Source organism: Rhodovulum adriaticum, from assembly GCF_004345735.1.
Lineage (GTDB): Bacteria > Pseudomonadota > Alphaproteobacteria > Rhodobacterales > Rhodobacteraceae > Rhodovulum > Rhodovulum adriaticum.
In genome coordinates this window covers 145,626-161,862 of the sequence record NZ_SLXL01000001.1, presented here as the reverse complement: position 1 = coordinate 161,862, position 16,237 = coordinate 145,626, and the positions used below count along the sequence as shown (strand labels likewise).

The window sequence follows — 16,237 nt, the reverse complement described above, 5'->3', positions numbered from 1 at the left end:
ACATGACCGAGAAAACCAACGGGTTGCTGATCGCACTGGTCGACGGGTCGATCTATTCCGAAAGCGTCTGCCGCCACGCCGCCTGGATCGCCCGGCGCACCGGCGTGCAGGTCAAGCTGTATCACGTTCTGGACCCGCGCAAATCGCCCGCCAAGGGGGATTTGTCGGGGTCGATCCGGCTGGGCGCGCGGACCAAGCTGCTGGAACAGCTGTCCGACCTGGACGAACAGCACGCCAAGCTGTCCCAGGCGCAGGGCCGCGCCATCCTAGAGGATGCCAAGGCCCTGATCGAGGCTGAGGGGATCGACCACGTCATCACCCGCCTGCGCCATGACGACATCGTGGACACCGTCCAGGCCAAGGAAGGGGCCGCCGACATGATCGTGATCGGCAAGCGGGGCGAGGCCGCCGATTTCGACAAGATGCACCTCGGCTCCAACTTTGAGCGGATCGTTCGGGCCAGCCACAAACCCGTTTTCGTGGCCAACCGCGCCTTTGCGCCGATCAAGCGTGTGCTGATCGCCTATGACGGCGGGATTTCCTCGCTGAAGGCGGTGGATTACGTTGCCCGCGACCCGCTGTTCGCGGGGCTGGAGGTGATCGTCGCCACGGTGGGCGACTCCAAGGACCGCGCCAAGGGGCTGGCCGATTCCCGCGCCACGCTGAAGGCCGGGGGCCACGCCGCCGAAACCCGCGTGCTGAAGGGCACCCCCGAAACCGCCCTGGGCGAGTTGGTCGAGCAAGAAAAGATCGACCTGCTGGTGATGGGCGCCTACGGGCATTCGCGCATCCGCAGCATGGTGATCGGATCGACCACGACGGCGATGATCCAGGGCTGCAAGGTGCCGGTCGTCCTGATGCGTTGACCGGCCCGGGGGCTAGTCGGTCATGTGTGCGGCAAGCTGGCCCACGATCTCGTGCAGGGCCGCATGCAGCTGCGCCATGTTGCGGTAGGGGTGCCAGCCGGTGGCATCGGCCCAGCCCGTGCTGCGGTAATCCACCGGGTAGGGGATCGGCGCGGGCCAGCCGGCGGCCCTGAATTCCGCCAGGGCGCGCGGCATGTGACCGGCTGAGGTGACCAGAATCCAGCGTGCACCGGGGGCCGGCCGCACGCGGGCCAGACCAAGGCGGGCGTTTTCGGCGGTGTTGCGGGCGCGCTGTTCCAGGATCAGGCGCGCCGGGTCCAGCCCAAGGTCGCGCAGGATCGCAGCGCTGATCGCGGCTTCGCTGGGGGTTGGCGGGGCGCCGTGGCCACCTGTCACCAGAACGGGCACCCCCGGAAATCGCCGCGCCAATGTGGCCACTGCGATCACGCGGTCGGCGGCCTCGTTCAACTCGGGGCGGTTCCAGCGGGCACTGACGGCGGGCCGCTCGGCCCCGCCCAGCAGGATGATGCCGTCGATTTGGTCCAGCACCGGGTTGGCGGGATGCTGTGCCTCGCGCGCGGCCAACATGGGGTGGCCCAGTGGCACCAGGCTGATCGCCAGCAGCCCCGCGAACAGCCCGGCCAGCAGCCACCGCGCGCCCCGCAGGCGCCCCCGCCAGACCAGCACCAGTGCCAGGGCCAGCCCGGCCAGCAGCCATGCCACAGGCGACAGGGCGATGCCCACGGCCTGGCGCAGCAGTATTGCCACCGTGCCCATCACCGGCCTGCAATCCGGGCCAACACCTCGCGGTAGGCCGCGATCACGTGGCGTTCGTCGAAATCGCGCTCGATCCGGGTGCGCCCGGCCGTTCCCATCGCGGCGCGTTCCTGTGGGGTCAGCGCAATGAAACGGGCACAGGCCCGCGCCAGGCTGTCGCCGTCCCGCACGGCGCACAGGAACCCGGTTTCACCATCCACCAGCGCATCGCGGCAGCCCGGCACGTCGGTGGCGATCACCGGGCGGGCCATCGCGGCAGCCTCCAGCAGGGTGCGGGGCATCCCCTCGCGGTAGGAGGGCAGCACGATGCAATCGGCCGCGGCGATCACCGGGCGGACATCGGGCACTGCGCCCAGATAGTCGATGGCGCCCTCGGCCTGCCAGGCTTCGACCGTTTCGCGGGGAATGGCGGTGCGGTTCTCTGCGCCCAGTGGACCCAGCAGCCGGAACCGTGCGCCGGGCCAATCGGCGCGGATGCGGCGGGCGGCCTGCACGTATTCCTCGACGCCCTTGTCGCGCAGCACCCGAGCGATCATCAGAAAGACGGGCGCCTCGGGGGCGGTGCCGGGCAGGGGTGCGGGGGCGAAACGCCCCGTGTCGATGCCCGAGCCGGGCAGCAGCCGTGCTTGTTCCGAACGCAGCAGGTTCCGATCAAGAAACAGCGCCCGGTCGTCGCCGTTCTGGAAGAAAACCACCGGAACCCCTGCAAAGGCGGTGCGATACAGGGTTTCGACCAGCCGTTGCAGGGCCCGCCCCGACAGAAAGGCCGTGCCCAGCCCGGTCACGTTCGGCACGAAGGGGATCCCGCGGAGCCGCGCGGCCAGCGCCCCGAAGATGTTGTTCTTGATCGTATAGCTCAGCACCGCGTCGGGCCTTTCGCGCCCCATGTGGCGCCAGAACCGCAGCATCAGCCCCGCGTCGCGCAGCGGCGACAGGCCCTTGCGGTCCATCCTCAGCGGCACGACGCGACAGCCCATCGCCGAAAGCGTGGCCGTGGCCTCGTCCGGGGGGGCAAGAACCGTCACGCGGTGCCCGTCGGCCAGCAGCGCGGCGATCAGCCCCCGCCGGAAATTCACCAGGTTCCAGGCGGCGTTGACCGTAATCATCAGATGCAGCGGGGCAGGGACGGTCATCGTGATATCACCCCAGCCACATGCGGTATGGCACCCAGGCCCTTGAGAACGTGCCAAAGCCCAGCCAGACCATCAGGATCGTTGCCGCGTAAAGCGTGATCAGGAACACCAACCCGCTGTTGCGTCCGTTATAACGGCCCATCAGGTCGGGCAGGTGCGCAAAGACGAACATCTGCAACGGGATCATGTACAGCGCGACGCGGTCCAGCGCCGTGCTGGCCGATGTCGTGAAATACATAAAGAACATCGCAAGCGAGATCAGCGAGAACAGGCGCCAGACCTTGTACTCGGCCAGGTTGATGCGGATGCGTTTGCGATAGAGAATGAACAGCGCGGCGGGCACCACGTTCATCGTCAGTCGGATCAGCGCGCCGGTCGAGGCATATTCCGCCTCGACATAGTTGCGGATCAGCCTTTCGGAACTATCCGCCAGGATGACCTGATAACCGATCGCCCCCGTAATGCCGACCAGAAGGATGATCAGCCAGCGGTTTTGCGTGGCCGTCAGCGCCACGATGGGCAGCATGATCACCGCGCTTTTGTGGAACAGGGCGGCCAGCATGACCCACAGGATAAAGGTAATCGCGCGGCGCCGGCCCAGGGCCACCAGCCCGATCATCACCAGGCCGATGGCAATCGACTGCCGCGTGTAGCCCATGCTGACAACGACCACCAGATATGGCACCGCTACGGTCAGCCCCAGCCAGGGCCGGGGCAAGCTGCGGCAGAACGCAATCAGCCCGATCGAGAACAACAGCCCTGAGACCGTGTTGACGAAGAGCATGTCCAACCCGGTCAGCAGGCCCAGCTCGTTCAGCAGGCGATAGCCCGGATCGTCCTGCGTCAGCGAGTCCATGAGGCTGAAATAGCGGGCATGGTCGAGATAGTCGAAATAGGCGCCCCAATCGCCGCCGACCCGGTAGCGCAAGCCGATCATCAGGGTCAGGGCAAACAGGATCAGGAACCAGGCCGCGCTGAACCGGGTGTGTCGCGTGCCGTCCTGGCGCACACGGCGGGTTGGCCCGGCATTCAGTGCGGCCAATGCGGGGATCATGAAGAGGATCCAGTAGGGGATCATGCGGGCCCCTTCTTGCCTGCGTCACGCTCCAGCCAGGCCAGCAGCATCAGCAAGGTCCACAGTTTTTGCCCCTCGTTGCCGTGCCGGGCCTGGTGCCGGGTCCACAGCGCGGCGACGGGGCCGCGATCCAGCCCGGCGGCGTCCAGCAGGGTGTCGCGCGTCAGCAGGGCCTCGGCCCAGTCGCGCAGCCCTTCGCGTAGCCAACGGTCCAGCGGTACGGCAAAGCCCTGCTTGGGCCGCTCGACCAGATCGCCGGGCACATGGCGTGCCAGGATGCCGCGCAGGATTGCCTTGCCGCGTTTGCCGTCGATCCGGTCGCCGGGCGCCAGCGACCAAGCGGCCCGCACCACCTGCGGGTCCAGGAAGGGTGCACGGGTTTCCAGAGAGGTCGCCATCGCGGCGCGGTCCACTTTGGTCAGGATGTCGCCGGGCAGATAACCCAGGCTGTCCTGTGCCATCAGCCACTCAGCCCCCGTCAGCCCGGCCAGTGTAGCGGGCAGCGGCGGGTCCGCCACCGGTGCGCCGGGGGGCGGTGCCATGATCGCGGCGGGATCGAGAAAGCCGCGCGTCAGATGGGTGTAAAGCGCGGGCAGCCCGTCCGCTGCGGCGACGATGCCCCCCAGGCGCGCCAGCTTGTCCAGCAGCGTGACCGGCAGGCCCAGCTGCTTGGCCAGCGTGTGCAGGCGTCCGGCGCGGTCGGCGGTGCCCAGCCCCTCCAGCCCGGCCAGCGCGCGGCCCAGCGGACGGCGCAGCGGCCGCGGCAGTGGCGCCAGCAGCCGCCACAGGCGGGGCCCCAGAACGTGGCGGTTATAGCCGCCGAACAATTCGTCCGCGCCGTCGCCGGTCAGCGCCACCGTCACCCGGCTGCGCGCGGCCCGGCACAACAGCGCGGTCGGGATCTGGGAACTGTCGGCGAAAGGCTCGTCATAGATATGCGGCAGGTCGGGGATGACGGCCAGCGCCTCGGCCTCGGACAGGCGAAAGGCGGTATGGGCCGTGCCCAGATGCCGGGCCACCGCCGCGGCATGAGGGGATTCGTCGAACCGCGCGTCGCTGAACCCGACAGAGAAGGTTTCCACCTGCCGGGCGCTGTCCGCCTGCATCAGCGCGGCCACCAGCGAACTGTCCACGCCCCCGGACAGGAAACAGCCCAGGGGCACGTCGGAAATCATCTGTGCGCCGACCGCCCCGCGCAGGATTTCCTCCAGCGCGGCGCTGCGGGCCTGTGCGTCGCCGGGCATGGGGGCGGCGCGGCCCTGCGCGGCCAGCGCGGCGAAATACTCGAAAATGCTTTCTTCGGGCGCCGCGCCTGCGCGCAGCACCACCATCCGCCCCGGCGCCAGCTTGGTGATCCCGGCATGGATGGACATCCCTTCGGGAACGTAGCCGCGCGCCAGATAGGCGGCGACGGCGGCGCGGTCGGTGCCCTGCGGGCAACCGGGCAGGCAGCGCAGCGCATGCAGTTCCGAGGCCGCGGCCCAGACCCCGCCGATCTGCCCGTAATACAGGGGCTTTTCCCCCATCCGGTCGCGGGCGAGGGACAGCGTTCTGTCCTGTCGGTCCCACAGCGCCAGCGCGAACATACCCCGCGTGGCGCGCAGCGCCCCGGCCAGGCCGCGCGCCGCGATCAGGGCCAGCAGCGTTTCGGTGTCGGACTGCCCGCGCCAGCCGGGGGCATGCCCCGCAGCGGCCAGTTCCTCGCGCAGCGCGGGGTGGTTGTAGATTTCGCCGTTAAAGGCCAGCGCGTACCGCCCGCAGGCCGAGTGCATGGGCTGCGCGCCCGCCTCGGAAAGGTCGAGGATCGACAGCCGCCGGTGCCCAAGCGCGATTCCGGCGGCCGGATCGGACCAATGCCCCTCGGCATCGGGGCCGCGATGGGCCAGCGCATCGGTCATCGCGCGGATGTCCGCGGCCGCGGGCAGCGCAGCGCCCGGTTCAGCGGTCAGGATTGCCGTAAAGCCGCACATCCGCCCGCGCCCCTAGTTCGCCGCCAGCCCGAAATCGCGCAGCAGGGCTGCGGTGTCCTGTCGGTTCAGATAGCTTTTGCGGTCGCGCCAGTTCCGCACCCGCTTGGCCAGCCAGCCCGCCGCCCCGCCAAAGCGGCTGCGCCCGTTCGACACGTTCTGCCCGTGCAGCACTGTCAGCCCCCGCGGGGCCTCCAGCCGGTCGACATGGGCCACGCGCTTATCCAGGTTTTCGTGCCGCGCAATGAACACGGTGCGCGGGCCGGTCCCCCATGCGCCTGTTTCCCAGCCCTGGGGGCCGGGACGTTCCACCATCGTGGCAAAGGGCGTGACCATCTGCGAGCGGTATTGCCGCGCGCGTGCCGTGCCCTCTTGCCACCAGGTGGCCAGCGGCGCATCCACGATCGCGGGCAGCGTAGCGGGCCGGTCGGCCAGCATGCGGGCGCGGGCCTGCACATCGGCCACGAAATCCGGGTGCAGGGCGTCGTCGTTGTCCAGCCGTGTTGTCAGGAACAGGCCCTGCGCGGGCGCCTGTGCGCGCAGGCTCTCGATCATCTCCGAGGGGCTGTCGACGAAGACCGGGGCCCAGCCGGGACGGTCCAGCAAGGCGCGCACCGCCGCCTCGCGCGGGCGGGTGCGGTCGCGGTCGAAAAAGACCAGCCAGCGAAAGCCGGTGCAACTCTGCCGTGCGACCGAGGGCAGGCAGTAGCGCTCGAACAGGCCCATCCGGTGATCCATCCACGCCTCGGAATAGGGGTAGAGATCGCCGTAGTTCAGATTGAACCGGGTAATCAGCAGATGGGTGATCTCAGTCATCGCGGGCGGCTCCGTTTTCGGTCTCTTGCAACATTTCTGCCAGCGGCGCGAGGCGTGGGCCGAACCGGGAAATCCCCGCTTGCGACCAGTGGTGCCCGTCGATCCAGTAAAGCGCGTCGCATGAAACGATATCGCTGCCCGGATCGAAATGCATCAGCGGGATCAGCGGCAGGTAGGCGGGGTTCGGTCCGCCCGCGATCTGCGCAGGTGCGGCCATCGCCTGCGCAATGGCCCGGTCCAGCGCGACAAAGCTGTCGGCCTGGCCTGGGCGCAGGTGCCACCGGGCCGTACAGCCGCGCCGGATCAGGGTGCGGATTGGCAGGTAATGGCCGATCTGCGGCCCCAGCCAGATCACTTGCGGCCCGCCCGGAACCACCAGTCTGTCCAGAAAGGCACGCACCGCCGCGGTCCGTCCGGCATCTGGCCGGAAGGGGGGCATGGGTTCCTCGGGGCCATAGCGTTCGAACATGGTGCGTTCGCCTGACAGCGGCGTACCGTCATCCAGCAACGCCTGCGCGGCGTTGTGGTAGACGATGTGCGAGAACATCTCGGGCCGCTCGGCGATAAGGGCGGGCAGTTGCGCGGGGTAGTGGCAATCGCTGCGCCCGGTAAAGGGGCGGCAGCCGCCCTGCGCCAGCGTCACCACGAAGGGCCGCCCGGTCAGCCGTTGCAGCGCGGGCATGACCATGCGCGAATGGCTGTCGCCCACCACCAGCAGGCCGGGCCCGTGCTGGCGATAGCAGCGTTCCAGCCGTGCCTGCGCCGACACCGCCGAGGTGATCTGGATCACGCAGCGCAGGTTGGGGTCGCGGATCAGGTCGGCGCCGCCTGCGCGGGCGGTTTCGTACAGGCGATACATCTGCGCCTGCGCGGGTGGGGCAGAGGCCAGCCAGGACGCGCGCCGGCCCTCGGTCAGCTCTCCTTGTGCACCCGCCGCGACCATCAGCGCGACCGCCGGCACCAGCGCCAGCGCCAGCCGCTTGCCGCGGAACAGGCCATGCCGGTTGCGGAAGGGCTGTTCCACGAAGCGCCAGCTGAGCGCGGCCAGCCCCAGCGACAGCGCCGACAGACCCAGCATGACCCAACCCGGCGGCGGGGCGGGCAGGCCGATCCGGGCAAAGGCGAAAAGTGGCTGGTGCCAGAGATATGCGCTGTAGCTGACCAGCCCCACGGCGACGATCGGCCGCCACGCCAAAAGCTGCGCAACCCGCCCGCCCGGCCAGGCGAAAAGCACGATCAGCGCGGTACCGCCCACCGGCGCCAGCCCGTAGAGCGAGGGGAAGGGCGTCGTTTCATCGTAAAGAACCACCGCCGCCAGGATCAGGACCAGCCCCAGCCCAGCCAGCAGATCGCTGCCCCGTGCCCGCCGTCGGCTGAGCCATAGCGCGCACAGCGCCCCGGCCATCAGTTCCCAGGCGCGGGTCGGCAGAAGGAAGAAATTCGCCGCTGGCGAGGCCGAAGCGGCATACTGGCTGAGTCCGAGGCTGACCAGCAGGACCAGCGCGATTCCGAAAAACACCGCCCGCCGCCCGAACCGCCAGAGCAGCAGCATCGCCAGCGGGAAAAAGATGTAATACTGTTCCTCGACCGCCAGGCTCCAGGTGTGCAGCAGCGGCTTTTCCTCGGATGCGGCGGCGAAATAGCCGCTTTCTTGCCAAAACAGGATGTTAGAGGCAAAGACGCTGACCGCGATCAGCGATCGGGCATAGGCCTGGTACTGGTCGGGCAGCATCAGCATCCAGGCCAGCGGAACCGTGACCGCCATCACCAGGTAAAGCGCGGGCAAGATGCGCCGCGCGCGCCGTTCCCAGAACCGCCAGATCGAGAAGCTGCCCGCCTCGTGTTCGCGCAGCAGGATCGAGGTGATCAGGTAGCCCGAGATGACGAAGAACACGTCCACGCCCACAAAACCCCCCGAAAAGCCGGCAAAGCCCGCGTGAAACAGGATCACCGGCAGCACGGCAAAGGCCCGCAGGCCGTCGATCTCGGGGCGGTAGCCGGTCATGCCCGGCCTAGCCTTTAAGGCGCCGCGCCAGCCCGCGCGCCTTGCGTTGCATCCAGGCCCGCGCGCCCCATTGCCAGTAATGGACCGGCTTGGGATCGGCGCGCGACAGGTCGCGGTCTGCCGGGTCGGCCAGCGCCTTCAGTCGGCCGGGCGAAGGAAAGCGGTAGGCCGCCCGCCCCGCATTGGCGCGGTTCACGTGCCAGCCGCGTTTCAGCTCTGCCTGGGCAAAACGGCGCTGCGTGTATTTCCGATAGGCATGGTCCTGATCGGTGAACATGTAATGGCGCATCGCCAGCGTTTCGTCGGCCAGGCGATAGTCGACCCCGTGCAGCTTGTGCCCGCCGCTGCGCACCTTGTCGGGCCGCAGCGCGGCGCGCCAGGCGTTGATCTTTTGCGGCGTGCCGTGGGAAAAATAGTAGTAGTGGCGCAGGGGCTGAACGCCCGGATGGCCGGGGATGTAGTCGGTTTCGACCGGCAGGAACACGAACTCGTCGAAATTGATTGCGTCAGCCCCGGTTTCGGCGATCCGGGCGATGGCCTCGTCCAGCCGTTCGCCGGGGCGGTAGGAATGGACGTATTCGTCGGGGTCGATATGCATCAGCCAGTCGACACTGTCGGCCAGCTGTTCATACATGGCCTGCTTGGTTTCCAGGATCGCCTGCCACTCGTAGATGCCGTTATAGGGAAAGGTCCGGTAGTCGACCAGATGGCGACGAAAGCGGTCTTCCTTCAGCAACTCGGGGCTGCCGTCGTCCGAATCGTTGTCCAGGATCGCGTAGCGGATGCCGTTGTCGATCAGGTGCTGCAACGCGTTGGCAAGATATGCTTTTTCGTTGCGCATGGCGAGGACGGCGACGATATCCATGATCCGGCGGAACTCCTTGCGATGGCCGCGGTTCTGAGGCGTTTGATACAGGCGTTTGTGGCGGCCGGAAAGGCACTAGCCAAGACGTTTTCCCGGGCAGGTGCGGGCGGCATGGCGCCTTAGTCGGCGGTGGACGACAGCCCGGCATGAAAGGCGATGTCTTCTTGCAGTGCGTCGCGCAGCAGGCGCAGCGATGCCTCGTCCGGGGCGTCGGGCATCGCCGGGGTGATCCCCTGCAGCACGCTGCCGCGCAAGCGGCGATAGAGGGCCGAGGATTTCAGCCCGCCGGGCACCAGCCGGGCGGCGGCGCGGATCGGGCCGGGCATTACCTTGCGCTGCGTGCCGGTGGTGGCATTGCGTGCGGGGGGCGGGGCCTGTTCGAGCGGCGTAAGCCCCAGGAAGCGGTGGCAGCGGGCCAGAACCGCCGCGGGGGTGGCGTGAAAATCCTCTGCCCGCAGCAGCAGGACGTTTTCCCCGCCAAAGCGGCGCTGCCACTCTGGCACGATTCGGGCATAGCGCGAAAACGCAAGGTAGCCCCCCACGCTGCGGTAGAAAGAGATGCGCGTGTCATAGACGTAAGAGGAATCTTCGCCCCGGTTGCGAAGGGCCACGTCCAGCGGATCGGTCTCGATCCCGCGGCGCAGGTCGTAACGGTATTGCGACAGGGCCCGGTCCACGGGATGACGCAGCAACAGGATGATCCGCGGCCGTTTCAGGCAGGCGGCGATGCGGTCCATCGACGGCGCGTCGGCGAAATACCCCTGAGAGCTTTCGCCGAAAACGCGCGCGTCCGCCTGGGCATGGGCGAACAGCGCGTTGTGGCGTTCCACCCCGGAATCGGCGCGGAAAAAGAGCCAGGGTTCCTTGGGGCGGCTCATGCAGATATGCGGATGGGTGGCCAGCGCGGCGTGCAGGGTGCTGGTGCCGCTTTTGGGGGCGCCGGGGATCAGCAGGTTGCACAGGTAGTCCACACTTGCCGGGTCTGGGACGTTCATGGCTGGTCTGTCACTCTGCTGTGGCCGGGCCGCTTGCGCAACAGCCGTATACCACCCCTGGACCCGCGGCGCAGGTGAAAACGCGCCCCCTGCGGCGGCTCAGGCGGTTTCGCTTACCTCGACGATGCGGCGGAAATGCGGGTTCTCGGCCATCAGCGCGTCCCAGGTGCCGACCCCTTCCAGCTGGCCGCGGTGCAGCACCACGATGCGGTCGCACTGGCGCACGGTGCTGAGGCGGTGCGCGATCATCATGATCGTCTTGTCGTCGGGCAGGGCGGATATCGCGGCCATCACGTCGCGCTCGGTCAGGTTGTCCAGCGCGCTGGTTGCCTCGTCGAACACGATCAGGTCCGCCGCGTGATACAGCGCGCGCGCGATCCCGATGCGCTGGCGCTGCCCCCCCGACAGGCGCACGCCGCGTTCGCCGATCTTGGTTTCATAGCCCTCGGGCAGGTCCGACAGGATGAAATCGTGCAACTGCGCCAGTTGCGCGCAATGAATCACGCGGTCGCTGTTCACCTGACGGGGGGGCACGCCCAGGGCGATATTCTCGGCAATGCTGGAATCGCTGAGGAAAATGTCCTGCGGGACATAGCCCACGCTTTGTTGCCAGGCGCGCAGGTTCTCGGGGGTGATTGGCGTGCCGTCGGCGCGCAGCGTGCCCGATTGCGGTTCCAGCAGCCCCAGGACGATATCGGCCAGCGTGGTCTTGCCCGCGCCGGTACTGCCGACGATGCCGATACGCTCGCCCTTGCGGATGGTCAGCGAGATGTCGCGCAGCCCAGCCCCGTCGGCGTTGGGGTAGGCGTAGGAAATGCCGTCCAGTTCCAGCCGGTCGCGCAGCCCGATCCCCGAGGGCGGCTGATCGGGCAGGGGGCGCCCGCCAGCGGTGCGTTCGAAATCGCCGGTCAGGCTTTCCAGAACCCCGCGCCCGTATTGCAGCTTGGAGAAGTTGTTGTAGATCTTGGCCAGCTCCGGCAGGATCTTTTGCCCCGCGAAGGCAAAGACGCCGATCAGCGGCAGCAGGTCGCCCAGCGGCGCCCCGGTTTCATAGGCGGTGGGGTCGACCAGCAGCAGGCACAAGAGGATGATGCCGCCGAAGGCCACCGATTGCACCGCGAATTGCGGCAGCGAAGAGATGAAGGCCACCTTGCGCTGGTTCTCTACCATCGTTTCCGAAGGGTGCTCGAACCGTTGCAGATAGGCGGCCTCGCGCCCCAACAGCTTGATGTCCTTGATGCCGTGCAGGGCCTCGGCGCTGGCACGGAAACGCATCTTGTTCAGGTGCACCCGTTCCCGCCCGAAACGGTGCAGCATCGCCCGGGCCGAGCCGTAGATTATGCCGTAGATGCCCCCCAACAACAGCAACGCAGTACCAGCCACGATGGGGTTCACGGCGATGACCACGAACAGGATGGCCAGGGCGGACAGCACCGCGCCCACCAGTTCGGCAAGCGGCCGAAAGAACTGGGTCACCAACTGGTTGGATTCCGACAGGACGCTCTTGTTCATGTCGCTGGTATGGGTGTTCAGGAAGAATTCGTAGGGCTGGCGCAGGTAGTTGCCCAGCAGGCGGTAACTGACCAGGTGCACCTGCCGGTAGGAAAAATCGGTGATTACGTAGACCTTCAACATTTGCAGGGCATTGCTCAGCAAGATGACCCCAAGAGAGCTGAGGCCGAGCCCGACCAGAAAGCCGAAATCCGAGGTGAAGCCGAACATTTCGTAGAGGCGGTTGAAGGTCGCGTTGCGGTGGATGCGCGTGGGGTCGGAAAGGACCGCCAGAAACGGCAGGATCGAGACCACCATGATCGCAGAGGACAGCGCGGACAGGATGATGACCCCCAGCACGCGCAGGGCCTTGCGGCGCTCTGGCGGGGTAAGAAGGTTCCAGGCCTGCCGCCATGTCTGCTGTGTGCTGGTCATGGGTTCGCTCCGGCAATGTTGCGCCCTCGGTCCGGTCGGCGGGGCGCCTGTTCAATGCGGGCGGAATACACCATCGCCCCTGGCAGGTCGATAGGCCCGATCTGCGGCGCCTGCGGTTTCATCCCCGTCACGCGACCCTGATGCGAAACGGTGCAGGCGTGCCAAGGGCGTTTGCGTTGCAGGGATCGACGATCCTATTTGCAGGTGATGAATTCGGGGCGGACTTCGCTTCTCCACGCGTCGCGGATCCTGGCCGTGCTGACCCCGTAACGCTGGTGTAGAACGGGGCCGAAGACCTTGATGAAATAGGCCTCATCCTGCGCGATCCGGGGGAATTCCGCGAAAATGACCGGGATTTCGTGTTTCACCAGCGCATAGGCCAGGGTGTAGAAACTCTCGGCCAGCGCGGCCAACTGCCCCTCTTCGTGGTCGGTCTTCCACAGCCCGCCGGGGGTCTTGGTCAGGTCTAGCCCGGATTGGCGCGCACGCTCTGTCACCGCGACCCGGCTGGAGGCTGCAGCGGACAATTCGCGGATCGGGACAATGCACAGGTCCAGTTTCAGCCAGCCCTCGGCCAGCGCGTCGTCCACGATATCGACTGCGTGCGGGGTCTTGATGATTTCCGGGCGGAACCGGATCGTGTCCTTGTTCAGGCTCTTTTCCAGCCCGGCCTTGCCGACGTTCTTCTCGACGTTTTCCAGGTCGGCCGTGGTAAACCCGGTGTCCAGGCCAAGCTGGGTGAAGACGCGCATGATGAACGTCGTGCCCGACCGCCCGGTCCCGGTGATAAGTACGCGACCCGCCCCGTTTCTGCGGGCCCGGCGGATCCTTTTCCTGAACCTGTCGAGGCTGAAAAGTTCCATCAAGTCGCCTTGTTCGTTTGATTTTTTGAAAATGTATTCGTGCGGGCGGGCCTGAACCAGTTTGATCCGCCGATGCCGGCCTTGCGATGGCGACGGACCCGTTTCGCGGCAGACCGTATCGCCGGACCGTGTGCGGTGCAACCGCTCTATAGGGGGGCGGAACAGATCGGGCGGGGCCCGGTCCCCGGCATGGAAAGGGCCCCGGCACGCGCTGTGCCGGGGCCCCCTTTTTCGTCCTGCTCAGGCGATCAGAACTGCAGGCGCATCTGACCGGTCAGGCCCATGCCCTGGACATCGCCGCCAAAGCGGTAGTCCGCACGGAAGCCGTAGTTGACCTGGCGGATCTGCCCGGGCGTGTTGCTGAGAACCTGAACGTGGTTGAAGCCTGCGCTCAGCTCGGCGAAGTCGCCCACCTCTCCGGTGGTCAGTTTCGCCGAGGTCACACCGTCGAACGATGTGAACCGGCTGGCCCGATCGCCGCTGAAGTCGACGTGGTAGGTCGCCGTGGCAAAGGCGTTGGTGGCCGACATCGCCGCTTCGTTCACGGTGGTGTTGCTCAGCGTGGCGCCCACAAACCCGGTCTTGTAGGTGTGGTCGCTCAGGTCCAGGCGGCCCAGGGTGGTGCCACCGGCGTCCTCGAAGAACAGCGCGCCGGTCGAGCTGCGCGTCAGGTTGAAGCCCACGCTGGGCAGCAGGGCCAGACCGTTCTGCATGTCGATCCGGTAGGTCATGCTGCCGCTGAGCGACGTGCTTTCGGAATCGACGTCGGCATCGCGCATATCCAGCGCGATGTTGCTGAAGGTGTAGTCGGTGTTGGCCTGGCGCAGTTGCAGTTCGCCCGACCAGTTCCCCGAGGTCGCGGCCACATAGCCGCCGAAGAAGTACTGGTCGAAATCGCTGGCGGTGATCGTGGTCACGGCGGGGGTGCCCACGGTGGCCTGTTGGCCCGTGTTCCCGGTGTTCATGCCGATCAGCAGGCCGCCGGAAATGTCCCAGCCGCCATCGAAGGCCTCAAAGCAGCCGAAGTCCAGGCCGCCCTGAATGCCCGCATATTCGACACGGCCCAGCGACTTGGACGCGGTGGTCCCGTTGTTGGTCACCGTGTCGGCATCGATCCGGCCGCCGCTGACGCGTGCCCAGCTTCCGGTGCTGCAGTTGCCCGGGGCATCGTAGGCGATACCGCTGACATAGGCGCCAGAGGGACGGTTCCCCGTGGTCGACAGCAGGCCCTCCACCGACGCGATGGTCCCCGCGACGCCGCCCAGGGCCGGGTTCAGTTCGCTGAACAGCTGGATATCGGCGGCCGCAGGGTCGTCGATCAGGCTGTAGAGAACCAGGCCGGTATTGGTCGGCAGGTCGCCGGTCAGCTGATAGGACATGGTGCCGCCAAAGGCGTTGGCATCCATGATCGTGATCGGCGTTTCCTGAAGCGTGTAGACACCGCCGGTCAGGATCGAGTCGACGTCGATGACCACGGCGCCGTCCAGCGTGCCGTTGACCGTCACCACGTCAGCGGTGCCGGCATTGGTCACGCGCAGGTCCGCGTCCACCTGAACCGTGTTGGCGTTGGCGCCGGCGGTCGTCAGGTTGCCCTTGATGGTGATGCCATCGCCCGCCGCGCCGTTTTGCAGGTCGAACGTGCTGCCGACGCCACCGATGACCGAACCGCCCACGGTCACCGTGGTCGCGCCGGGCACACCCCCGCCCAACCCGATCGTGCCGGTGTTGGTCATCGCGCCACCAAAGGTGATCTGCCGACCGTTGGACAGGAAGAGTTGCCCGGTGTTGTTGAACGTCCCCGAGGTGGTCATGCTGCCGCCCTCGATGTGAAGGCCGCCGTCGTTGTCCAGGTTGCCGGTATGGGTCAGCGCGCCGGTGGTGAAGAAGCCGCTGCCCGAATTGATGTCGATGTCGCCGACGATGGTGCCCTCGGCGTTCATCTGGCCGCCGTTCGTCACGACATTGCCATTGATGGTGCCGTCGGTGTTGAACTCGCCGCCATTGACGGTAACCGGCCCATTGATCGTGCCAGAGGCGTTGACCTCGCCGCCGTTCTGGCCGCCGTTCAAGGTCACGCCATCCGTGGTGCTGCCGGAGTTGAGGTTCAGCGTGCCAAGGCTGACGGTCGTGCCGCCGGTCACGCTGCCGCCCGCCGTCACGGTCGCCGTGGCGCCGTTGCCGACGCTGAGGCCGCCGTTCAGCGCGCCGCCGTTGGTCAGGGTGCCCGCACCGTGGGTCACCGCACCGGCGACAGTGCCGGTCGCGCCGATCTGGACGTCGACCGTGGCGTCGCCGCCGGTGGTGTCGATCCCGCCGCCGATGGCGCCGTCATTGGTCAGGGTGCCGCGGTTCACGGTGGCCGTGCCCGTCAGGGTACCGCCATTGGCGATCGTGACCATGGGCGCGGTGCCCGTCATCAACAGGTCGCCGTTCAGCGTGCCGCCGGCATTCACGCCCAGCGACCCGGTGCCTTTGACATGGGTCGGCGCGGCCAGCGTGCCGTCGATGGACACCGTCGCCGCGTTGGACACGGTGAACTGGTTCGCGTCCATCTGGCCGCCCGCGTCGATCTGAAGGGCCGCGGCGTGGCGGAACTCGACCGCACCCGATCCGGTGACGAAGTCGATATCCCCCGCAGCGCCAACCGTCATGGTCCCGCTCGATTGCAGCAGGGAGTCCGCTGCGAAAGCGGCATTCACGTCGACGTCGATGCCTGCATCGATCGTCACGTCGTCCCCTGCGACGGGAACGGCAGCCGGGTTCCAGTTGCCGGCGGTGCCGTAGTCGGTGTCGACGACGCCGGTCCACTGTTGCGCCGATGCAGCGCCGGTCGCGCCGATCATGACCAACATCGCCAGGGCGGTTGTGGAACGGAACACTTCGCCGACCGGGCGCCGTGCGGCGCGCGTCAGGGTCGGGGTGGTGGTGGAATCAATCATGTGAGCCCTC

Annotated in this window: 12 protein-coding genes; 1 reads left to right on the top strand and 11 read right to left on the bottom strand. The window is 67.3% G+C overall.

Features of this window, described 5'->3' with window-relative positions; genetic code table 11:
• The first annotated feature begins 2 nt into the window (after positions 1-2).
• Positions 3-866 carry a universal stress protein gene (locus EV656_RS00780; RefSeq protein ID WP_132598479.1) on the top strand — a complete coding sequence of 288 codons (864 nt, stop codon included), beginning with the start codon at positions 3-5 and terminating at the stop codon, positions 864-866.
• Between the two features lie 12 nt (positions 867-878).
• Here EV656_RS00780 and EV656_RS00775 read toward each other — a convergent pair whose 3' ends face one another.
• From EV656_RS00775 to EV656_RS00725, 11 genes are all read right to left on the bottom strand, one after another.
• Positions 879-1,643: a YdcF family protein gene (locus tag EV656_RS00775; protein WP_132598477.1), complete on the bottom strand. Its 765-nt coding sequence runs from the start codon at positions 1,641-1,643 to the stop codon at positions 879-881.
• Positions 1,643-2,776, bottom strand: a complete 1,134-nt coding sequence (locus tag EV656_RS00770) for a glycosyltransferase family 4 protein (RefSeq protein ID WP_132598475.1) — start codon at positions 2,774-2,776, stop codon at positions 1,643-1,645. The genes EV656_RS00775 and EV656_RS00770 overlap by 1 nt, the downstream gene beginning before the upstream one ends.
• Positions 2,777-2,783: 7 nt before the next feature.
• A complete protein-coding gene (locus tag EV656_RS00765; RefSeq protein WP_132598473.1) occupies positions 2,784-3,854 on the bottom strand; it encodes an EpsG family protein in 1,071 nt (356 codons plus the stop codon).
• Complete coding sequence (gene asnB / locus EV656_RS00760) at positions 3,851-5,821, bottom strand: asparagine synthase (glutamine-hydrolyzing) (RefSeq protein ID WP_132598471.1); 1,971 nt, start codon at positions 5,819-5,821, stop codon at positions 3,851-3,853. Before asnB ends, EV656_RS00765 begins: the two co-directional genes overlap by 4 nt.
• Before the next feature lie 12 nt (positions 5,822-5,833).
• A complete protein-coding gene (locus EV656_RS00755) occupies positions 5,834-6,634 on the bottom strand; it encodes a glycosyltransferase (RefSeq protein ID WP_132598469.1) in 801 nt (266 codons plus the stop codon).
• Complete coding sequence (locus tag EV656_RS00750; protein ID WP_132598467.1) at positions 6,627-8,639, bottom strand: acyltransferase family protein; 2,013 nt, start codon at positions 8,637-8,639, stop codon at positions 6,627-6,629. The genes EV656_RS00755 and EV656_RS00750 overlap by 8 nt, the downstream gene beginning before the upstream one ends.
• A gap of 7 nt (positions 8,640-8,646) precedes the next feature.
• Positions 8,647-9,504, bottom strand: a complete 858-nt coding sequence (locus tag EV656_RS00745) for a glycosyltransferase family 2 protein (protein ID WP_132598465.1) — start codon at positions 9,502-9,504, stop codon at positions 8,647-8,649.
• A gap of 119 nt (positions 9,505-9,623) precedes the next feature.
• Positions 9,624-10,499, bottom strand: coding sequence for a sulfotransferase family protein (locus EV656_RS00740; RefSeq protein ID WP_132598463.1), 876 nt, complete (start codon positions 10,497-10,499; stop codon positions 9,624-9,626).
• A gap of 99 nt (positions 10,500-10,598) precedes the next feature.
• Complete coding sequence (locus EV656_RS00735) at positions 10,599-12,425, bottom strand: ABC transporter ATP-binding protein (RefSeq protein WP_200276431.1); 1,827 nt, start codon at positions 12,423-12,425, stop codon at positions 10,599-10,601.
• 194 nt (positions 12,426-12,619) lie between these two features.
• Entirely contained in the window at positions 12,620-13,177 is a 558-nt protein-coding gene (locus EV656_RS00730) for a hypothetical protein (protein WP_132598461.1), read from the bottom strand.
• 359 nt (positions 13,178-13,536) lie between these two features.
• Complete coding sequence (locus EV656_RS00725; protein ID WP_132598459.1) at positions 13,537-16,227, bottom strand: hypothetical protein; 2,691 nt, start codon at positions 16,225-16,227, stop codon at positions 13,537-13,539.
• Positions 16,228-16,237: the final 10 nt, after the last annotated feature.

Excerpts from the sequence above, each read along its gene's own strand:
- EV656_RS00780 (WP_132598479.1), top strand. The coding sequence starts at position 3 with ATGACCGAGAAAACCAACGGGTTGCTGATCGCACTGGTCGACGGGTCG.
- EV656_RS00775 (WP_132598477.1), bottom strand. The coding sequence starts at position 1,643 with ATGGGCACGGTGGCAATACTGCTGCGCCAGGCCGTGGGCATCGCCCTG.
- EV656_RS00770 (WP_132598475.1), bottom strand. The coding sequence starts at position 2,776 with ATGACCGTCCCTGCCCCGCTGCATCTGATGATTACGGTCAACGCCGCC.
- EV656_RS00765 (WP_132598473.1), bottom strand. The coding sequence starts at position 3,854 with ATGATCCCCTACTGGATCCTCTTCATGATCCCCGCATTGGCCGCACTG.
- asnB (WP_132598471.1), bottom strand. The coding sequence starts at position 5,821 with ATGTGCGGCTTTACGGCAATCCTGACCGCTGAACCGGGCGCTGCGCTG.
- EV656_RS00755 (WP_132598469.1), bottom strand. The coding sequence starts at position 6,634 with ATGACTGAGATCACCCATCTGCTGATTACCCGGTTCAATCTGAACTAC.
- EV656_RS00750 (WP_132598467.1), bottom strand. The coding sequence starts at position 8,639 with ATGACCGGCTACCGCCCCGAGATCGACGGCCTGCGGGCCTTTGCCGTG.
- EV656_RS00745 (WP_132598465.1), bottom strand. The coding sequence starts at position 9,504 with ATGGATATCGTCGCCGTCCTCGCCATGCGCAACGAAAAAGCATATCTT.
- EV656_RS00740 (WP_132598463.1), bottom strand. The coding sequence starts at position 10,499 with ATGAACGTCCCAGACCCGGCAAGTGTGGACTACCTGTGCAACCTGCTG.
- EV656_RS00735 (WP_200276431.1), bottom strand. The coding sequence starts at position 12,425 with ATGACCAGCACACAGCAGACATGGCGGCAGGCCTGGAACCTTCTTACC.
- EV656_RS00730 (WP_132598461.1), bottom strand. The coding sequence starts at position 13,177 with ATGCGCGTCTTCACCCAGCTTGGCCTGGACACCGGGTTTACCACGGCC.
- EV656_RS00725 (WP_132598459.1), bottom strand. The coding sequence starts at position 16,227 with ATGATTGATTCCACCACCACCCCGACCCTGACGCGCGCCGCACGGCGC.